At 72.1% G+C, this 16,392-nt stretch carries 10 protein-coding genes; 4 read left to right on the top strand and 6 right to left on the bottom strand.

The features are described 5' to 3' along the window. Positions 1–31: 31 nt before the first annotated feature. The 4 genes from CBQ26_RS21220 to CBQ26_RS03190 all read right to left on the bottom strand — a co-directional run bounded on the left by CBQ26_RS21220 (position 32) and on the right by CBQ26_RS03190 (position 8,613). Complete coding sequence (locus CBQ26_RS21220) at positions 32–1,687, bottom strand: S8 family serine peptidase (RefSeq protein ID WP_172417898.1); 1,656 nt, start codon at positions 1,685–1,687, stop codon at positions 32–34. A 332-nt stretch (positions 1,688–2,019) separates the two neighbouring features. Continuing rightward, positions 2,020–4,389, bottom strand: coding sequence for an AfsR/SARP family transcriptional regulator (locus CBQ26_RS21720; protein WP_172417897.1), 2,370 nt, complete (start codon positions 4,387–4,389; stop codon positions 2,020–2,022). Between the two features lie 91 nt (positions 4,390–4,480). Continuing rightward, on the bottom strand, positions 4,481–6,136 hold the full coding sequence (locus CBQ26_RS03195; RefSeq protein ID WP_088247144.1) for a S8 family serine peptidase: 1,656 nt from the start codon (positions 6,134–6,136) through the stop codon (positions 4,481–4,483). Between the two features lie 71 nt (positions 6,137–6,207). Continuing rightward, positions 6,208–8,613, bottom strand: coding sequence for a P-loop NTPase family protein (locus CBQ26_RS03190; protein WP_088247143.1), 2,406 nt, complete (start codon positions 8,611–8,613; stop codon positions 6,208–6,210). Between the two features lie 65 nt (positions 8,614–8,678). Here CBQ26_RS03190 and CBQ26_RS03185 point away from each other — a divergent pair, with 65 nt between their 5' ends. Further along, the gene (locus CBQ26_RS03185) at positions 8,679–9,335 is read left to right on the top strand and encodes a cyclase family protein (RefSeq protein WP_088247142.1); all 657 of its coding nucleotides are present in this window, start codon (positions 8,679–8,681) and stop codon (positions 9,333–9,335) included. A gap of 30 nt (positions 9,336–9,365) precedes the next feature. On the opposite strand, the gene CBQ26_RS03180 is transcribed toward CBQ26_RS03185, so the two are convergent. Continuing rightward, the gene (locus tag CBQ26_RS03180) at positions 9,366–9,854 is read right to left on the bottom strand and encodes an acyl-CoA thioesterase (RefSeq protein ID WP_088247141.1); all 489 of its coding nucleotides are present in this window, start codon (positions 9,852–9,854) and stop codon (positions 9,366–9,368) included. After that, positions 9,851–10,186 carry a 4a-hydroxytetrahydrobiopterin dehydratase gene (locus CBQ26_RS03175; protein ID WP_088247140.1) on the bottom strand — a complete coding sequence of 112 codons (336 nt, stop codon included), beginning with the start codon at positions 10,184–10,186 and terminating at the stop codon, positions 9,851–9,853. Before CBQ26_RS03175 ends, CBQ26_RS03180 begins: the two co-directional genes overlap by 4 nt. Positions 10,187–10,645: 459 nt before the next feature. Between CBQ26_RS03175 and mutS the strand changes: the two genes are divergently transcribed. The 3 genes from mutS (at position 10,646) to mutL (ending at position 16,360) form a co-directional block, all read left to right on the top strand. Continuing rightward, entirely contained in the window at positions 10,646–13,207 is a 2,562-nt protein-coding gene (gene mutS, locus CBQ26_RS03170) for a DNA mismatch repair protein MutS (protein WP_229844290.1), read from the top strand. A gap of 48 nt (positions 13,208–13,255) precedes the next feature. Continuing rightward, positions 13,256–14,647 carry an FAD-binding oxidoreductase gene (locus CBQ26_RS03165; protein ID WP_172417896.1) on the top strand — a complete coding sequence of 464 codons (1,392 nt, stop codon included), beginning with the start codon at positions 13,256–13,258 and terminating at the stop codon, positions 14,645–14,647. 72 nt (positions 14,648–14,719) lie between these two features. Next, a complete protein-coding gene (gene mutL, locus CBQ26_RS03160) occupies positions 14,720–16,360 on the top strand; it encodes a DNA mismatch repair endonuclease MutL (RefSeq protein WP_088247138.1) in 1,641 nt (546 codons plus the stop codon). The last annotated feature ends 32 nt before the right edge of the window (positions 16,361–16,392 follow it).

Raw genomic sequence — 16,392 nt, 5'->3', positions numbered from 1 at the left:
CCGTACCAAGTCCGGCCACTCCTGCGTTCTTTCAACACCTCCCCTTCAGGCGCGCGTGGGCCTTCAGGTCACCGTTGCGAATCATGATGGCCGTGGCGACGGCCGTCGCGAACGAGGTGCCGTTGTAGTCCGCGTACTTCTCCTGTCCGTTCAGTTTGACCATGAACGGCCATGACCCCGGGAAGTAGACGCTGGGCGGCAAACTCTGGACGCGATCAGCAGGCAGGTCGGCGCGCGTATAGCTCGACTTACTCCAGACATTCGCAGTGCAAGACGCAGCAGATACACTGTAGACCCCCTGCATTGCACCTGCACCCCGACTGGAGTATGCCCAGTCCCCTGGGAAGTGATGGCAACGGTCACCCTTCACGTGATTCGCGCATGAGAACGGGCTTGCTCCAGCTATCTCGGCTGATTCGGTCATGTCAGGCGCGTTTCCGTGAGCTGCCAGGAAAACAACGCCCTTACTCGCGGCGAACTCCATGACTCCCTGCAGCAACTGGCCGGGCAGTGGCGTACTGAAACTCATGTTCACCAGCACCCGCCTGTCCGGCGAGCTAATCTTCTCGGCGGCGGCCTGACAGACCCCCATGATGACCTTCGCCGTGCTGCACCCCGACCCGTCGCAGACCGGCAAGATCCGGAATGCCCTTTCGGGGACATTGGCGATGGCCATGATGATCTCCTTGAGATGAATGCCATGTCCGCTGAACTCTACGCGGACACCCGATGCCAGATTCACTGTCCGCCGGAAGTAATCATTTTTTTCATCAGCAGCCAGGGAATCCAGCAAGTAAACACTGAGATTGTCTTGCATTACTTGAGGTCTCGGCTGCGCGGCAACACCGTAATTGCGGCGCGACAGTATCGACCAATTGCTGCTCCTGGCGGCCGGAGTCATCGTCTGAATCCTTCCAACTGCCGTCACCTGCCCGCCGACCGGTTCTGCTGTCGGGTCGAGGCGAAGATTGACGCCGTAGTTGTCCACTGCGGTGAGGTAAGCAACCTGACTTGCCCGGTCAGCCACCTCAATTTCCTGGACCTGCGTGCAGGCGTCCGGTGGGGTGGACCCCTGCAACCGCTGCAGCAGTTCGGGATTCAGGGTGTACGTCATAGTAGGCACCGTGCCGTTCAGCAATTGGGCTTTGAGCTTCTCCCGAGCAACACCGGTGAACGAACTCTGGCCCGTGAGGCGCAGGGACTTGTCCAGAAGATCTTCTATGGCTTTGTTGTTCTGTGTGCCGGGAGCGAACCGGAGGTCCAGTTGGTTGATCTGAAAAGGATTCAGGGCCTGAAACGGTGGCCGGGACAGATCAAAGCCCGTGAAACCGCGAAAGTCTGATCTGGCAGCAAGGAACTCCTGCAACCGCTCCAGTTCCTGCGCGGTCAGGCGAGGGCTCAGGCTCTGGGGACTGGTGGGGAAGTTCCTTATCTCCTGCAATTGCTGGGGAGTCAGGCGACTTTCCAGCTTGAAGGGCCTTCCCAGCTTTTCGGTCAGGAAATTGTTCAGTTCTATGACATTGATGGGAGGTTTGAAAGTTCCGGGCGTCGTCGCAATGATGCCAGCAGCATCCGCCTGCACGTTCACCTGCTGCCGCTGCTGCTTCTGTGTGGTCAGCAACTTCGAGAAGTCCGGTGCCACGTTGATCTCTGTCGGAGCGGGCTTTCCAGCCACTGTCACGTTCACGGCACCAGGAAACGACAGGGGCTGTCGTCCCAGCGCGGCGTCACTCGGAATGGGGCACCCGATCGGTTTGCAGGGTGCCTCCCGTCCTCCGACCCTGATATTAGGTACGGCGTCACCGGCTCTATCTACGGCCAGGAATTCGCCTCGCAGGGCAACTGGTATACGGCTGCCCTGTTGCGCAGCCGCGTGGCTGGTCAGCAGGGTCAGGCTCGCACACAGGTGTGGAATGAAGCCCAGATTCCGTCTCTTATTCATGGTTCCCTCCGGGAGGCAGTGCACCATGTGGGGCGTGACCGGGCCGTGACTCCTGTCCGGTCGGGGGGCGGTCCGGTTCAGCGGAGGATGTTGTTCTGGATGGTCTGGCTGAGGGTGTCGTGACCTGCGCCGCTCAGGAGGTCCAGCGTCGCGGCGAGCTGGGCGTGGTCGTCCATGAGTTCGCTGAGGTTGCTCTGGATGAGGCCGTGGAGTCTGAGGTTGCCGGTGCCTTCGACGAGGTGCAGGGCGCGGCGGTAGCGGTGGGCAGCCTGTTCGTAGTCGCGGGCGAGGTGGGCGTGGACGCCCCAGGTATTCCAGGCGGCGGCGCCTCCTTCGAGGTCGTTGGTCTGTGCGGCCAGGGTGACGGTTTCTTCGTAGGCGGCGTTCACGTCGGTGTCGGGGGCGTGCGTGGCGGTCAGGGAGTACACGTAGTTGGTGAGGACGTGAACGCGTTCGCGTGGGTAGGGCCGTGAGTCGTTCAGGACGTTCCGGAAGGCGTCGTGGGCGTCGTGGCCGAGTCGGACGTTCAGCATCGCGACCAGGGATTCTGCGATGACGGCGTCGCCGGGCAGGCCCTCACTGCGGAAACGGAGACTGGCCTGCCGGAAGAGAGTCATGGCTTCGGGGTCACAGCCTTCGCGCAGGGCGAGCATGCCGCGCAGGTGCGTGGTCCGGGCGTCTGGTGGGCTGCCGGTGCGGTCGAGGGTGTCGAGGAGGTCGCGCAGGACATTCAGGTGGCCGAGTTTCAGGGCGCAGGCGGCGGCCAGGGTCTGCCAGGGTCGGGGGCGGTGGGGCGGGGTGCGGTGTGTGTCGTCCACGATGCGCTGGGCGGCGGTGGCGTTCCCGGTGCGGAGTTCAGCCCATCCCCGTAGCAGTTTCACTTCGTCGGTCTGTGGTGCGACTTCCAGGGTCTTCGCGGCTCTGGCGGGGTAGCCGCGTTTCATTTCCTGGTCGGCGTGCCAGTGGGCGGCGGCGGCGCATTTCGGTGTGTCTGCCAGTTCCCAGAGGTCGCGGGCGGCGAGCCAGTGGGGCCAGGCGGTGTCGTGGGGGTGGTGCCGGGCGAGGTGCAGGTGGGTCAGGGCGGTGTCGAGGGGATGCGCGTCGAGGAGTTGCCGGGCGGGGGTGCTGGCGCGGATGCTGCCGCCTGGGGTGGTGAGGCCTTCGCGGGTGAGGGTGTCCAGGGTACTTGCGAGGGTGGCGGCGCTGAGGTTCAGGGCGGCGCGGGTGGCGGCCAGGTTGGGGGTGTCCTGCGCGGCCAGGGCGAGGAACAGACGGCGGTGGTCGGGGCCGAGGAGGGTCAGGTGCGCGTCGAGGGTGCGGTCGGGGGGGGTGCCGTTCAGGTACGCGGCGAGCAGGGTGGGGTGGCCGCCGGTGGCGGCGTGCGCACCGGGGTGGGCGTGCAGGTCGTGTTCGGTCAGGGAGTGCAGGGGGATGTGGTGGTGGGTGGGCAGGGCGGGAGGTTGGCGGGCGGTGATGGCGATGGTCGCGCCGGGGTGCTGGCGGGCGGCGAGGGTGAGGGTGGCGCGCGTGGTGTCATCCATGTCCTCCCAGTCGTCCAGGGCGAGTTTGAGGCGGGTGTCGCGCAGGAGGTTCAGGGCGTCGGCGGCGCTGCAGGGCGGGTGGGGGCTGAGGGGTTCGAGGGTGGCGAGGGGCAGGCCGCTGCGGGCGGGCAAGACCTGCCAGCCGTGCCCGGCGAGGGCGGAGAGCAGGGTGGTCTTGCCGATGCCGGGGGGGCCGCTGATCCAGGCGATCTGTCCGGGTGGCAGGGCGCTCAGGGCGGCGAGTTCGGCGGCGCGGCCGATCAGGGGGGTGGTGGGCAGGGCGGGCGTGGGGGCGGGCAGGGTGAGGCCGAGGTCGCGGGCGTCGCGGCGCAGGGTGAGGGTCAGGGGGTGGTCGGTGGGGCCGAGGATCTGCCAGAGGTGGTGGAGGTCTGCGGGGTCGCAGGGGGGTGCGCCGGGGGTGTGGTAGGCGCGTTCGGCGTGCGCGTGGGCGGGGGTGTGTTCGGCGCGGGCGTGGTGGTGTCCGGCGAGGCTCAGGTGGGCGGCGCGGGCTTCGCGGGCGAGGGTTTCGCGGGTGTCGAGCAGCCATTCCTCGAGGTCGGGGTTCAGGTCGAGGGTGAGGCCCTCGAGGAACGCGCCGGTGTACAGGGTCAGGGCGTCGGCGGGGCGGGCGGCGCGGCAGTGGTCGCGGAAGGCCTGGGTGTCGCTGGGGAGCAGGGCCTCGACGCGGCTGCCGTGTTCGAGGACGGCGCCGGTCAGGGGGCGCAGGCGGATGAGGTTCTGCGCCAGGGAGTTCATGGGGTTGGCGGCGTCGGGCCAGAACAGGCTGGCGAGGCGGCGGCGGGGTTGTGGGCCTTCCAGGCACAGGTAGGCGAGCAGCAGCAGGGGCTTCTCGCGGCGGAAGGTGGCGCCCTCGACTGACACTCCGCCGAATGTGAGAAGTTTCATAGAGCATTGTAGCGACACACCCGGTGGGGGGGTCAAGTGGATGTGACCACCCGCTGTCAGGCCGGGTGGTCACAGGAGGGCGCGACTGGGTTCAGGGGCAGGCGTTCACGACGTTCGGCGCGAGGGGGGGCTGGCCGGGCGTGGTGATCAGGGGCAGCAGGGGCACGCCGGGCTGGCAGCTCATCCAGTTGGCCAGGACGCCGCTCACGACCGGCGCGGCGAAACTGGTCCCGAAGTAGGGGTACCCGCCCAGCCAGAATTCGCCGGGGGCCTGCACGCTGGGTGCCTCGCTCAGGAGGCCGGGGTTTCCCACGCCCCGGTTGTAGGTGGCCAGTTGCCCGCCGGCGATGTCCCATCCGGCGACGCTGAGCAGCATGGTGGGCCGCAGGCTGCGGGACGCCAGATTGACGGCCGGGCCGAATTCGAAGGTGCGGGTCCAGTCGGCGGGGTAGTGGTTGCAGCGGTCCCCGGCAATCAGCCGGGCGCAGTCGTCGCGGTTGCCGTAACTGGCGGCGGTCGGTACGCCCAGCGCGGCGATCTCGCGCAGGGCGAGTTCCAGGCCGCGCGTGGGGTTCGGGCCGCCCACGCTGAGGTTCACGACGTGCCGCCCGCCGCGGCGGGCCTCGGTGGCGACGGCGCACAGGGCCTGGACGGTCGTCAGGGTGGAGCAGGTGCCGTCCTTCGCGCACACCTGCCGGTACTGCACGGCCGCGCCGGGTGCGACGGCCTGCGCGATCTCGCCGATGGCCCGGCCATGGTGGGGGCGATCCGTGAAGGGCACGTTGTAGTACTGGCCGCTGTAGGTGAAGGGGTCCTCTGTGGCGCTGGCCGTGTCGAGGACGTGGATGGTCACGCCCTTGCCGCTGCCTCCCTTGAAGTTCAGGAGGCGGCCGAGCACGGTGGCGGGGGGCGTTTTCGCGTGGGGAGGCTCCTTGGCCTGATTGGGCCAGCCGACGCGGACCGGGTCGGTCTGCAGGTCGCCGGCGAAGATCAGTTCCAGCAGCGTCAGCACCTGACCCAGCGGCAGCCCGGCGGTGGGGACCGTGCCGGCCAGGGCCGAGCAGATCGAGTCGGTGGGCGCGGCGGCGGGGCGCGCGGCCGGGTTGAGCAGCTGGGTCAGGTTCGTGGCTTTCAGGGTGTTCAGGTTGATCAGGGGGGCGCGGACGGTGGGGGTCACGGTGATCCGCGCGGCCAGTCCCGGCGTGACCCCCTGGCCCTTCACGGGTGACGTGATGGGGGTCAGGACGGGAGACGGCTGGGCGCCCAGGCTTTTCAGGACGGTCTGCACCTCGGCCGGGCAGCTTTTCGCACAGGTTTCGGATAGGGCCCGGAGTCGGCGGGTGTACTCGGCCTGCACGGTCTTTGCCGCGTCGGGGCGGACGTACACCAGGGCGTCGGTGCCGGGGGGCACGGTCAGGACGTTCAGACGCAGGTTCTGCGGGGCGCCGCGCAGCGTGAGGGCCTGTGGTCCCCCGGCAGCCGCCTGGGGCACCTGGAAGGCCAGCCAGCCGCTGGGGCGGTCGATGCGGTACCCGGTCGTCTGACCGCCGACGCTCAGTTTCCCCTCGGCGGGAACGCCATTGAGCCCGAAGATCCAGGCAGTCTCGCCGGGCGCGGCGGCGGCCGGGTACACCCCGGCGGTGCGGGCCACCATGGTCGCGGGCGCGCTCTGCTGAGCGTGCGAGGCGCCCAGCAGGAGCAGAGGTAGCAGGGCAGGCAGACGGGTGCGGAATGCGGTTCGGATCATGGGTGTCCCTCCGGGGCGCAGCATGTCAGGCGGATCGTGACCGGGCCATGATCGGGCGCCGGGGGTGGGGTTCAGGGCGACCGGACCTGGACGCTGCGGCGGATCTGCGCGACCAGTTCCTGCTGCCCGGCGCTGGTCAGCAGGGTCAGGGCGTCCTCGAAGGCCCCGAGGTCGCCGTCGATCTCGCTGAGGTTGCTCAGGGCGACGCCCAGCAGGCGGGTGTTCCCGGTGCCGCGCAGGTGGGTGATGGCCGCGCGGTAGTGCGCGGCGGCCTCGGCGTGCTGGCCGCTCTCGTGGGCGTCCACGCCCCGGTTGATGTGGACGTTCGCCAGTCCGAAGGTGTCGCCGGCCTCGTGGAGGGCCTGCATCAGGGCGGGGTACAGCGCCTCGGCCTGCGGGCGCTGGCCGAGGCTGCCCAGCAGCATCACGTAGTTCATCAGCAGGCGGCTGCGGGCGCTGGGAATCTCGCGGGCGCGGTCCAGCAGCGGCCCGAAGACGGTGGCGGGGTCCGCCCCGAGGCCCACCTGGGCGCGGGCGACCATACCCAGTTCGGTCAGGTGCGCCTCGTCGTCGCCGTGCAGGTTCCAGAGGTCGGCGGCGATCTGGGCGTGGCGGCGGGCGTCCTCCCACTGTTCACGCATGCGGGCGGCGTGCGCGCGGACGCTGGCGGCGTGGGCGGCGTCGGGGCCGCTGCCGCCGATCCGGTCGGCCAGGACCACGGCCTCGTCGGCGCGCCCGAGGTAGACCAGCGCGACGGCGCGGGCGGCCAGGGCGTCCCTGACCTGCTGGTCGTGGGGGCTCAGGGTGTCCAGGCGGGTCAGGGCGTCCTGGTAGCGGCCCACGCCGATCAGCGCCCAGGCGTGCGGGACGGCCAGTTCGCTCAGGTGCGCCAGGGTGTCGAGCAGTGCGGCGGCCTGTCCGGGGTAGCCGCGTTTCAGGTGGGCGTGGGCGCGCAGGCGGGCGGCGCGGGCGGCGCGGCGTTCGTCGGCGTCCTCCCACAGGTCGCGGCTGCGGTCGTAGAACGGCCAGGCGTCCTCTTCGGGCAGGGCGCGGGCGAGTTGCAGGTGAATCAGGGCGGCGTGTACGTGAATCTGCGCCAGGGCGTCGCGGGTGGCGGCGGCGGCGTAGGCGCGGCCCGTCTCGGTGGTCAGGCCCTCGGTCGTCAGGAATGACAGGATCCGCGCGAAGTCCTGCGCGCCCAGGTTCATGGCGGCGCGGGTGGCGCGCAGGTTCGGCTGATCCTGAACGGCGAGCGTCAGGAACGTGTCACGCACCGGGTCCGGGTACGCGCGAACCCGCGCGCCGAACTGCAGGTCCAGCGGCTGGCCGCGCAGGGCCGCGCCGACCAGGGCCGGGTGCCCGTCCGTGCGGACGTGCAGGTCCGGCCAGGCGCTCAGGTCGCCGGGGTTCAGTGGCCCCAGGTGCAGGTGCAGGTCCACGTCGAAGGGCGGGTGGGTGCGGCCCGTGATCAACAGGGCCGCGCCGGGCCGCGCGGGCGTGTCCCGTCCCGGCGCTGGCCGGGACTGCGCGGCCAGGGTCAGCGTGGCCTGCGTGCCGGGGTCCGTGCCCTCCCAGCCGTCGACGGCCACGCGCGCCTGCGGGTCGCGCAGGGCGCCCAGCGCGGCGTGGGCGCTGGCGGGCGGCGCGGCGCACAGCGGGGCCAGCGTGCCGAAGGGCAGGTCCGCGCGGCCCGGCAGGACCGTCCAGCCGCCGGCGCGGGCCAGGGCGTCGAGCAGCGCGGTCTTGCCCATCCCGGCGTGCCCGCTGACCCAGGCGACCTGTCCGGGCAGCAGGGCGCCCAGCGCGGCCAGTTCGCCTTCCCGCCCGGCGAACGGGGCGGGCGGCGTGACGGGCACGGCGTCCAGGTGCAGGCCCAGCGTGCGGGCCTCGCGGTCCACCTGCGCGGCCAGCGGGTGCGCGGCCAGGGTCAGCAGGTGGTGCAGGCGCGGCAGTTCCAGTTCGTCGGCGGGGGGCGCGCCGGGCAGGGTCAGGGCGCGCGCGGCGAGGTCCCCGGCGCGGGTGGTGTCGCCGTGCGCGGCGGCCTGCGCGGCCAGGGTGGTCAGGGCGGTGCGGGCGGTGCGGGCAATGCTCTCGCGGGTGTCGAACAGCCACTCCTCGAGGTCCGCGCCGAGCGGGATGGTCAGGCCGTCCAGGAAGGGACCGCGGTACAGGTCGGCGGCGTCCTGCGGGCGGCCGAGGCGGACGGCGCCGCTCAGGTCGGTGGCGTCGCAGCGGACCTGCGGGCCGGCGGCGACGCGCGGGCCGTCCTCGCCGAGCGCGCCGTTCAGGCCGCGCAGGTGGACGAGGTGCTGCGCGAGCGAGTTCATGGGGTTCGCGGCGTCCGGCCAGAACAGGTCCGCGAGTCGGCGGCGCGGCTGCGGGCCTTCCAGGCACAGGAACGCCAGCAGCAGCAACACCTTCTCGCGCCGGAAGGTCACGCCCTCCACGGACAGTTCCCCCAGCGTCCGCAGGTTCATGCCTCATTGTCCGGGATGCGCGTCATGGGCGCAATGGGGCGCGGAGCCGGTTGTTATGGTGGGGTATGCCGCGTTACCCCATCGACATCTCCCGCCTGCTCACGCCCGGCCATCCGAACTGGCCTGGCGACGCCCTGTTCCGGGTCACGCCGGGCGCCCGGATCGCGCAGGGCGACAGCGTGAACACCGGCGAGCTGAGCACCAGCACGCACACCGGCACGCACGTGGACGCCCCGTGGCACTACGACGACGCGGGCGTGAAGATGAGCGGCGTGCCGCTGGCCACCTACGTCGGGCCGTGCCGGGTGGTCAGCGTGCAGGGACGCGGCGAGCCGCTGACGGTCGAGGAGGACGCCCTGGCGGACCTGCCGGGCAGCCTGCCGCCCCGGCTGCTGCTGAACACCGGGCAGCCCGCGCACTGGCAGGAATTCCCTACCGTGTTTGCCGCGCTGTCCCCGGCGTTCGTGCGGGAGGCCGCGCGGCGCGGCGTGACCCTGATCGGCACGGACGCACCCAGCGTGGACCCGCTGACGAGCAAGACGCTCGACGGGCACCACGCCTGCCGCGAGGCGGGCGTCCTGATCCTGGAGGGCCTGAACCTGAGCGGCGTGCCGGACGGCGGGTACGACCTGATCTGCCTGCCGCTGCCGCTGACCGAGGTGGACGGCGCACCGGCGCGCGCCGTGCTGCTGCCCGCCGGGACGCTGGGCGACCTGGGGTAGGCCGCCCACCCGGCTTCAGCGGCTCTGGCTTCAGCGGCTGAACACGGCGTCGCTGAACCCGAAGCGGTCGCTGACCGTCTCGGGCGCGCGTTTGGGGCGGCCCGTGACGGGGTCCACCCACACCCACTCGGTCTGGCATTCAGCCAGACGCACGCCGCCTTCGGGGTCGGCGGGGTTCACGCGGTCCAGGGCGTAGGCGCGCACGCTGCGGACCCCGGCGTGCAGGGTCAGGGCCGTGCGGACCCGCACCGCGTCGCCCAGCACGGCCGGGCGGTGGTACGTGATGACGTGCTGGCGCGCGACCGGCACGGCGCCCAGGGCGCTCAGGGCGTCGGTGCCCATGCCCAGGCGCAGGGCGTGTTCGCGGGCGACCTGCTCGCACCACGCGAGGTACACGGTGTTGTTCACGTGGTTCAGGTCGTCGAGGTCGCCCGGCTGGACGTGCAGGGTCCGTTCGTGGCGGCGCGCGTCAGGCAGGGCGTCCCACAGGACGTCCGCGTCGGGAATGCGGAGTTTCAATCCTGGTCCGCCTGGGCGTCCGGGGCGGGCAGGAGGGTGTCCACGGCCCGCGCGCCGTCGATGTCGGCCTGCGTGACGCCGCCCGCGTCATGCGTGAAGAAGTTGACGCGGACCTTGCGGAAGTAGATATGCAGGTCCGGGTGGTGGCCGCGTTCCTCGGCCTGCGCGGCGACCCGCATGGCGAAGTCCACGCCCTGCTGGTACGTGCCGAACTCGAACTCGCGGAACAGTTTGCCGTCGTCGCCGTACCAGCCGTCGGGTTTCAGGTCCTGCACGTCGCCGTCCGTGAGTTTGCGGGCGGGGTCGTAGTTCATGCGGGGATCGTAAGCCATGTCCGGCATGGTAGGCCGCGCCGTTCCCGCAGGCGGGCGAACCGGGACACGGTTCAGCGCGCCGCACGGCCCGCACCTGCCCGGACGGCGCGCCGCGCTGCTGCGCCGGCAGGGTGAGGTTCATCACATCCCCATGAAGTGCTCTTCATGTACAGTCAGGATCACATCAGATTCATTGAAGTTCAGGAGCCCCCATGACTGCACTGCTGCGCCGTCTCTTCTTCCGCCGTCCCGCCCAGCCTGCTGCGCCGGCCCTGCCCGTCCGTCCCATCACGGAACTCGACCTGCTGCGCGCCCTCGGCTGCGACGAGTAACGGCGCACAACCCCCCGAGTTCACCCCTCCCGCCCGGTCACGCCGGGCGTTTTCGCTGCGCCCTCCGGCCACCCCTCCCCTGCCGCGTCTCCGTTTGTGCCGCCGCCGCTGTCAGGCGGGGCGCGCCGCCGCTATGCTGCGCGGGATGCGGGCTCAGAACGTCCTGAAGGGAACCGGGTCGGGCGCACTCCCGCCCATGCTGGAACAGTACGTGCGGATGCGCGACGAGGTGGCCGCGCAGCTGCCGCACGCGCTGCTGCTGTTTCAGGTCGGTGATTTCTACGAGACCTTCGGCGAGGACGCCGAACGCGCCGCGCGGCTGCTGGGGCTGGCCCTGACGCACAAGAGCAGCCGGGACTTCAGTACGCCCATGGCGGGCATTCCGCTGCGCGCCCTGGACGGACACGTGGAGCGGCTGCTCTCGGCGGGCGTGTGCGTGGCGGTCGCCGATCAGGTCGAGGAACCCGGCAGCGGGCTGGTGGAACGCAAGGTCACGCAATTGCTCACGCCGGGCACCGTGACCGAGGAGCGGCACCTGGGCGCGGACGAGAATTACCTCGCGGCGGTCGCCACCGGGGACGGGTACGCGCTGGCGCTGCTGGACGTCAGTACGGGCGAGTTCCGCTGCGCGGCGTTCCACACGCGCCTGGCGCTGTACGACGAGCTGTCGCGCTGGCGGGCGCGGGAGGTGCTGCTGGCGCCGGAACTGTCGGGGAACGCGGCGCTGCTCTCGGACTTCCAGGCGCGGTTTCCCGTGATGCTCTCGCCCGCCACCTTCGACGAGGACGCCGCGCAGGCCGAACTGCTGACCGTGCTGGGCGAGGTGTCGCCGGAACTGGCGTCGGCGGCGCTGCGCCGGGCCTGCGGGGCGGTGCTGGGGTACGCGCGCGTGACGCAGCAGGGGCGGCTGGACATGGTGCGGCGCGTGGTGCGTTTCGAGCCGGGCGCGCACATGCGCCTGCCGGACGCGGCCGTGCGGGCGCTGGAGCTGTTCACGGCGCAGTCCCCGCAGGGCCGCACCCTGACGGACACGCTGGGTCACACCCGCACGGCCGGCGGGCGGCGGAGGTTGCGGGCGTGGCTGCGCGCCCCGCTGCTGGACGAGGTGAGCATCCGCGCCCGGCTGGACAGCGTGGAAGCCCTGACCCGCGCGCCGGACCTGCGCGGCGCCGCCCGGTCCCTGCTGTACCGCGCGCACGACCTGGAGCGGCTGGCAGCGCGCGTGGCGACCCGCCGGGCCACGCCGCGCGAGGTGGCGTCCCTGGCGCGCACGCTGGACCTGCTGCCCGAGGCGGCGGCGCTGCTGGACGGCCAGTCGGGACTCCTGGCAACCGTCCGCACGCGCCTGGAGGGCCTGCCGGACGTCGTGACCCGCATCCGCGCGGCCCTGGTGGACGAGCCGCCCATCCGCGCGGGCGACGGCGGCCTGATCCGCGACGGTTTCCACGCGGGCCTGGACGAACTGCGCGGCGCGGCCATCGGGCACCGCGCGTGGCTGGCGGAACTGGAGGTCAGCGAACGCGCCCGCACTGGCATTCCCAGCCTCAAGGTCGGGTTTAACGGCGTGTTCGGCTACTACCTGGAAGTCACGGGCGCCCACCTGGGCAAGGTCCCGGCCGACTACCGGCAGATCGCCACGCTGAAGGACCGCGCGCGCTTCACCCGCCCGGACCTGCGGGAACGCGAACGCGAGATCGCCCGGCTGGACGCCGCGAGCGAACGCCTGGAACTGGAGGTGTTCACGGACCTGCGCGACTCGCTGGCCGCGCACGCCGAGGCGCTGTCCGACGCCGCCGGCGCCCTGAGCGAACTGGACGTGCTGGCCGCCCTGGCCGAGATGGCCGCGCTGGGCGGCTGGGTCCGGCCCGTCACCACCGCCGGCCACACGCAGCTGACGCAGGCCCGGCACCCGGTCGTGGAAGGCAGCCTGGGCGGGCGCTTCGTGCCGAACGACGTGCGCCTGGGCGAGGGCCAGCGCACCCTGCTGCTGACCGGCCCGAACATGGCCGGGAAGAGCACGTACCTGCGCACCGCCGCCCTGTGCGCCCTGCTGCACCAGATCGGGTCGTTCGTGCCGGCCGACCGGGCCGAACTGCCGGTCTACGACGCCATCCACACCCGCATCGGCGCCAGCGACGACCTCGCCGGGGGCCGCTCGACGTTCATGGTCGAGATGAGCGAACTGGCCGCCATCCTGCACGGCGCCACCGCCCGCAGCCTCGTCATCCTCGACGAGATCGGGCGCGGCACGAGTACCCTCGACGGCCTCGCCATCGCGCAGGCCGCGCTGGAACACCTGCACGCGGCGGGCGCGCACACGCTGTTCGCCACGCACTACTTCGAACTGACCCGCCTGGAAAGCGACCTGCCCGGCCTGATCAACCTGCACGTGGCCGCCGAGGAAGTGCAGCTTGAGAACGGCGCCGCCGGCAGCGGCGGCCTGACCTTCTACCATCAGGTCGTGCCCGGCGCGGCCCGCCAGAGCTACGGCGTGGAAGTCGCCCGACTGGCCGGACTGCCGGGAGCGGTCACCACCCGCGCCGCCCGCCTGCTGGGCGCCCTGAGCGTGCAGGGCGACGACACCCGCCTCCGGCGCGAACTCGCCACGCTGGACCTCGGCCGCCTGACGCCCATGCAGGCGCTGGAAACCCTGCACCGCTGGCAACGGGAACTGGGCGCGGGCGCAGAGCCGGTCGCCCAATCCTGACCGACCAGACCTGCCTGCCCGCGGGGCGCAGGCGCGGCATAGTGGGGCATGCCTGAATCTGAGCTGTCGGCGGGGGCGCTCGCGGCGTTGCGGGAAGCGTTCGGGGAGGCCCTGAGTACGGCGGGCGCGGTGCTGGACGCGCACGGCCGCGATGAGAGCGGGCTGGAGTTCGCGCGGCCCGGCGCGGTGCTGTTCGCGCGGGGCGAGGCCGACGTGGTGCAGCTGCTGGCGCTGGCGCGCGGGTTCGCCTTTCCGGTGGTGCCGTTCGCGGCGGGCAGCAGTCTGGAGGGGCAGCTGATTCCGCCGCCCGGCGCGGTGTCCCTGGACCTGAGCGGCCTGACGGGCATCGTGGAGGTCTGCCCGGCTTCCTTTCTGGCGGTGGTGGAGCCGGGCGTGACGTACCCGCAGCTGAACCGGGCGCTGCGGCCGCACGGGTTGTTCTTCCCGGTGGATCCGGGGGCGGAGGCGACGCTGGGCGGCATGGCGTCCACGAACGCGAGCGGCACGGCGGCCGTGCGGTACGGCACGACCCGCGAGAACGTGCTGGCGTTGCGGGTGGCGCTGGCGGACGGGCGGGTGCTGAGCCTGGGCAGCCGGGCGCGCAAGAGCAGCGCCGGGTACGACCTGCGGCACCTGTTCCTGGGCGCGGAGGGCACGCTGGGGGTGATCACGCAGCTGACGGTGCGGCTGTGGCCGCTGCCGGCGCACCGGGCGGCGCTGCGCGGGGCGTTCCCGGACTTGACGGCGGCGGCGGACGCGGCGGCGCGGGTGATGGGCGCGGCCCTGCAACCCGAGCGGCTGGAACTGATGGACGCGCAGGGGTTGCGGGCCGTGAACCGGCACCTGGGCCGGGCGTTCCCGGAGGTGCCGACCCTGTGGGCCGAGCTGACCGGGCCGTCCGGCGCGGCGCTGGAGGAGGCGCTGTCGCTGTGCGCGGAGCTGTTCCGGGATGCGGGCGCGCGGGACGTGCAGGTGGCGCGCGGCGCGGCGGAACTGGAGGGGTTGTGGGAGGCGCGGCACCGCGCTTTCTACGCCCTCAAGGCGCTGTATCCGGGCGAGGTGTTCCTGAGCACCGACCTGTGCGTGCCGCTGCATGAACTGGCGGGCGTGATCGCGTTCACGCACGAGCGGCTGCGGGAGGCCGGGCTGGACGCGAGCGTGCTGGGGCATGTGGGGGACGGGAATTTTCATGTGCTGTTCCACGCGCCGGCCGGGGACGCGGCCACCTGGGAGCGGATCGGGGTCACGTACGACCGGATGGTGGCCGAGACGTTGCGGGTGGGCGGCACGTGCAGTGGCGAGCATGGCGTGGGCCTGCACAAGCGGCGTTTCCTGCGGGCGCAGCACGGCGAGGCGCTGGACCTGATGCGTGAGGTCAAGGCGCTGCTGGACCCGCTGAACATCCTCAATCCGGGGAAGGTGCTGCCGGACGAACACTGAACCCCGGTCAGCCCCGAAAAAGCGGTGCGGGGCGGGATTGGCAGGGCGCGGCTGCGCTAGCCTCGGGGGACGATGACGATTCATGTGTTGCCCCCTCACGTCGCGCGGCTGATCGCGGCGGGTGAGGTGGTGTCGCGGCCGCTGGACGTGGTGCGGGAACTGATCGAGAACGCGCTGGACGCCGGCGCGACCCGCCTGGAGGTGGACCTGGAGGGCGGCGGGCTGGGGCTGGTGCGGGTGCGGGACAACGGGTCGGGCATTCCGGCGGCCTCGGCGGGGCTGGCGGCGCGGCGGCACGCGACGAGCAAGCTGGCGCCGGACGCGGCGTCGGTGGACGCGGTGACGACGCTGGGCTTCCGGGGCGAGGCGCTGTGGGCGGCGGCGCAGGCGGGCGAGTTGCAGCTGGTGACGCGCCCGGCGGCGCAGGTGGGCGCCTGCGAGGTCCGGGCCTGCGGGGACGAGGTGGAGGTGTCGCGCACGTCGGCTCCGGCGGGAACGACCGTGACGGTGCGCAACCTGTTCGCGGCGCTGCCGGGGCGGCTGCGGACGCAGGCTCCGGCGGCGGCCGAGGTGCGCGAGGTGACGGCGCTGCTGGGCCGGTACGTGCTGCACCATCCGGGGCTGTACTGGCGGCTGTGCGTGGACGGGGACGTGCGCCTGACGCACGCGCCGGGCGATCACCGGGGCGCGGTGGCGAGCGTGTACGGCCCGCTCAGCGCGAACCGGGTGCTGACCGTCGTGGCCGGCGGCGTGCGGGGCGTGGTGTCCCGCCCGGAGCTGACGCGGGCGCGGCGCGACCGGATGCATTTCAGCGTGAACGGGCGGCCCATCCTGGCCCCGCCGGAACTGGAACGGGCCGTGATCGAGGGCTTCGCGGAGTTGCTCCCGGCGGGCGCGGCGCCGCTGTGCGTGCTGGACCTGACGGTGGCACCGGAGGATCACAACCCGAACGTGCATCCGGCCAAGCAGGTCGTGGCGCTGGCGGACCTGCCGGGCGTGGCGGCGCGGGTGCGTTCGGCGGTGGCGGCGGCGCTGGCGGCGCATCCGCTGGCGCGGGCGGCCCCGGCGCTGCTCGCACCGCCAGAGGCCGGACGCGAGGAGGCCGCGCAGGGGACCTTCCCGGCGTTGACGCTGCTGGGCGTGTACCAGGACCTGTACCTGCTGGCGCAGGGCGAGGGGGACCTGTGGATCGTGGACGCGCACGCCGCGCACGAACGCGCCCTGTTCGAGCACCTGACCCGCACCCTGGAGGCCGAACCGCCCGCCGAACTGCCCGAACCGGAACTGCTGCACCTGACGCCCGAACAGACCGCCCGCCTGCACGAACGCGCCGCCGCGCTCCAGGCCTGGGGCCTGACCCTGGAGGACTTCGGCGCGGGACTGGCGCGCCTGCGGACCGTGCCCGCCACGCTGGCGGCGCTGGGCGTGCCGCGCCTGCACGAGCAGATCGTGGAGGCCGCGCTGGGCGACCATCCGGACCCGCGCCGGGACGTGCTGGCGCGGCTGGCCTGCGCGCCCGCCCTGAAGGCCGGCATGCTGGACCACGCGCGCGGCGAGGCGGTCCTGCGCGCCCTGGGCGCCTGCGAGCACCCCTGGGCCTGCCCGCACGGCCGCCCGACCGTGCTGCGCCTGAGCGAACGGGACCTCGCGCACTCGTTCGGGCGGCGTGGCGTGCGGGACGTGCCACGCGGCCGGGACGCCGCGCCGCGCTAGCAGAACCACTCATACGGACTCCGATTGAATGG

The organism is Deinococcus indicus (genome assembly GCF_002198095.1).
In the GTDB taxonomy this organism is placed as follows: Bacteria; Deinococcota; Deinococci; order Deinococcales; family Deinococcaceae; genus Deinococcus; species Deinococcus caeni.
Note: the sequence above shows the minus strand (reverse complement) of the source record. Positions and strands in the feature narration are given on the sequence as shown.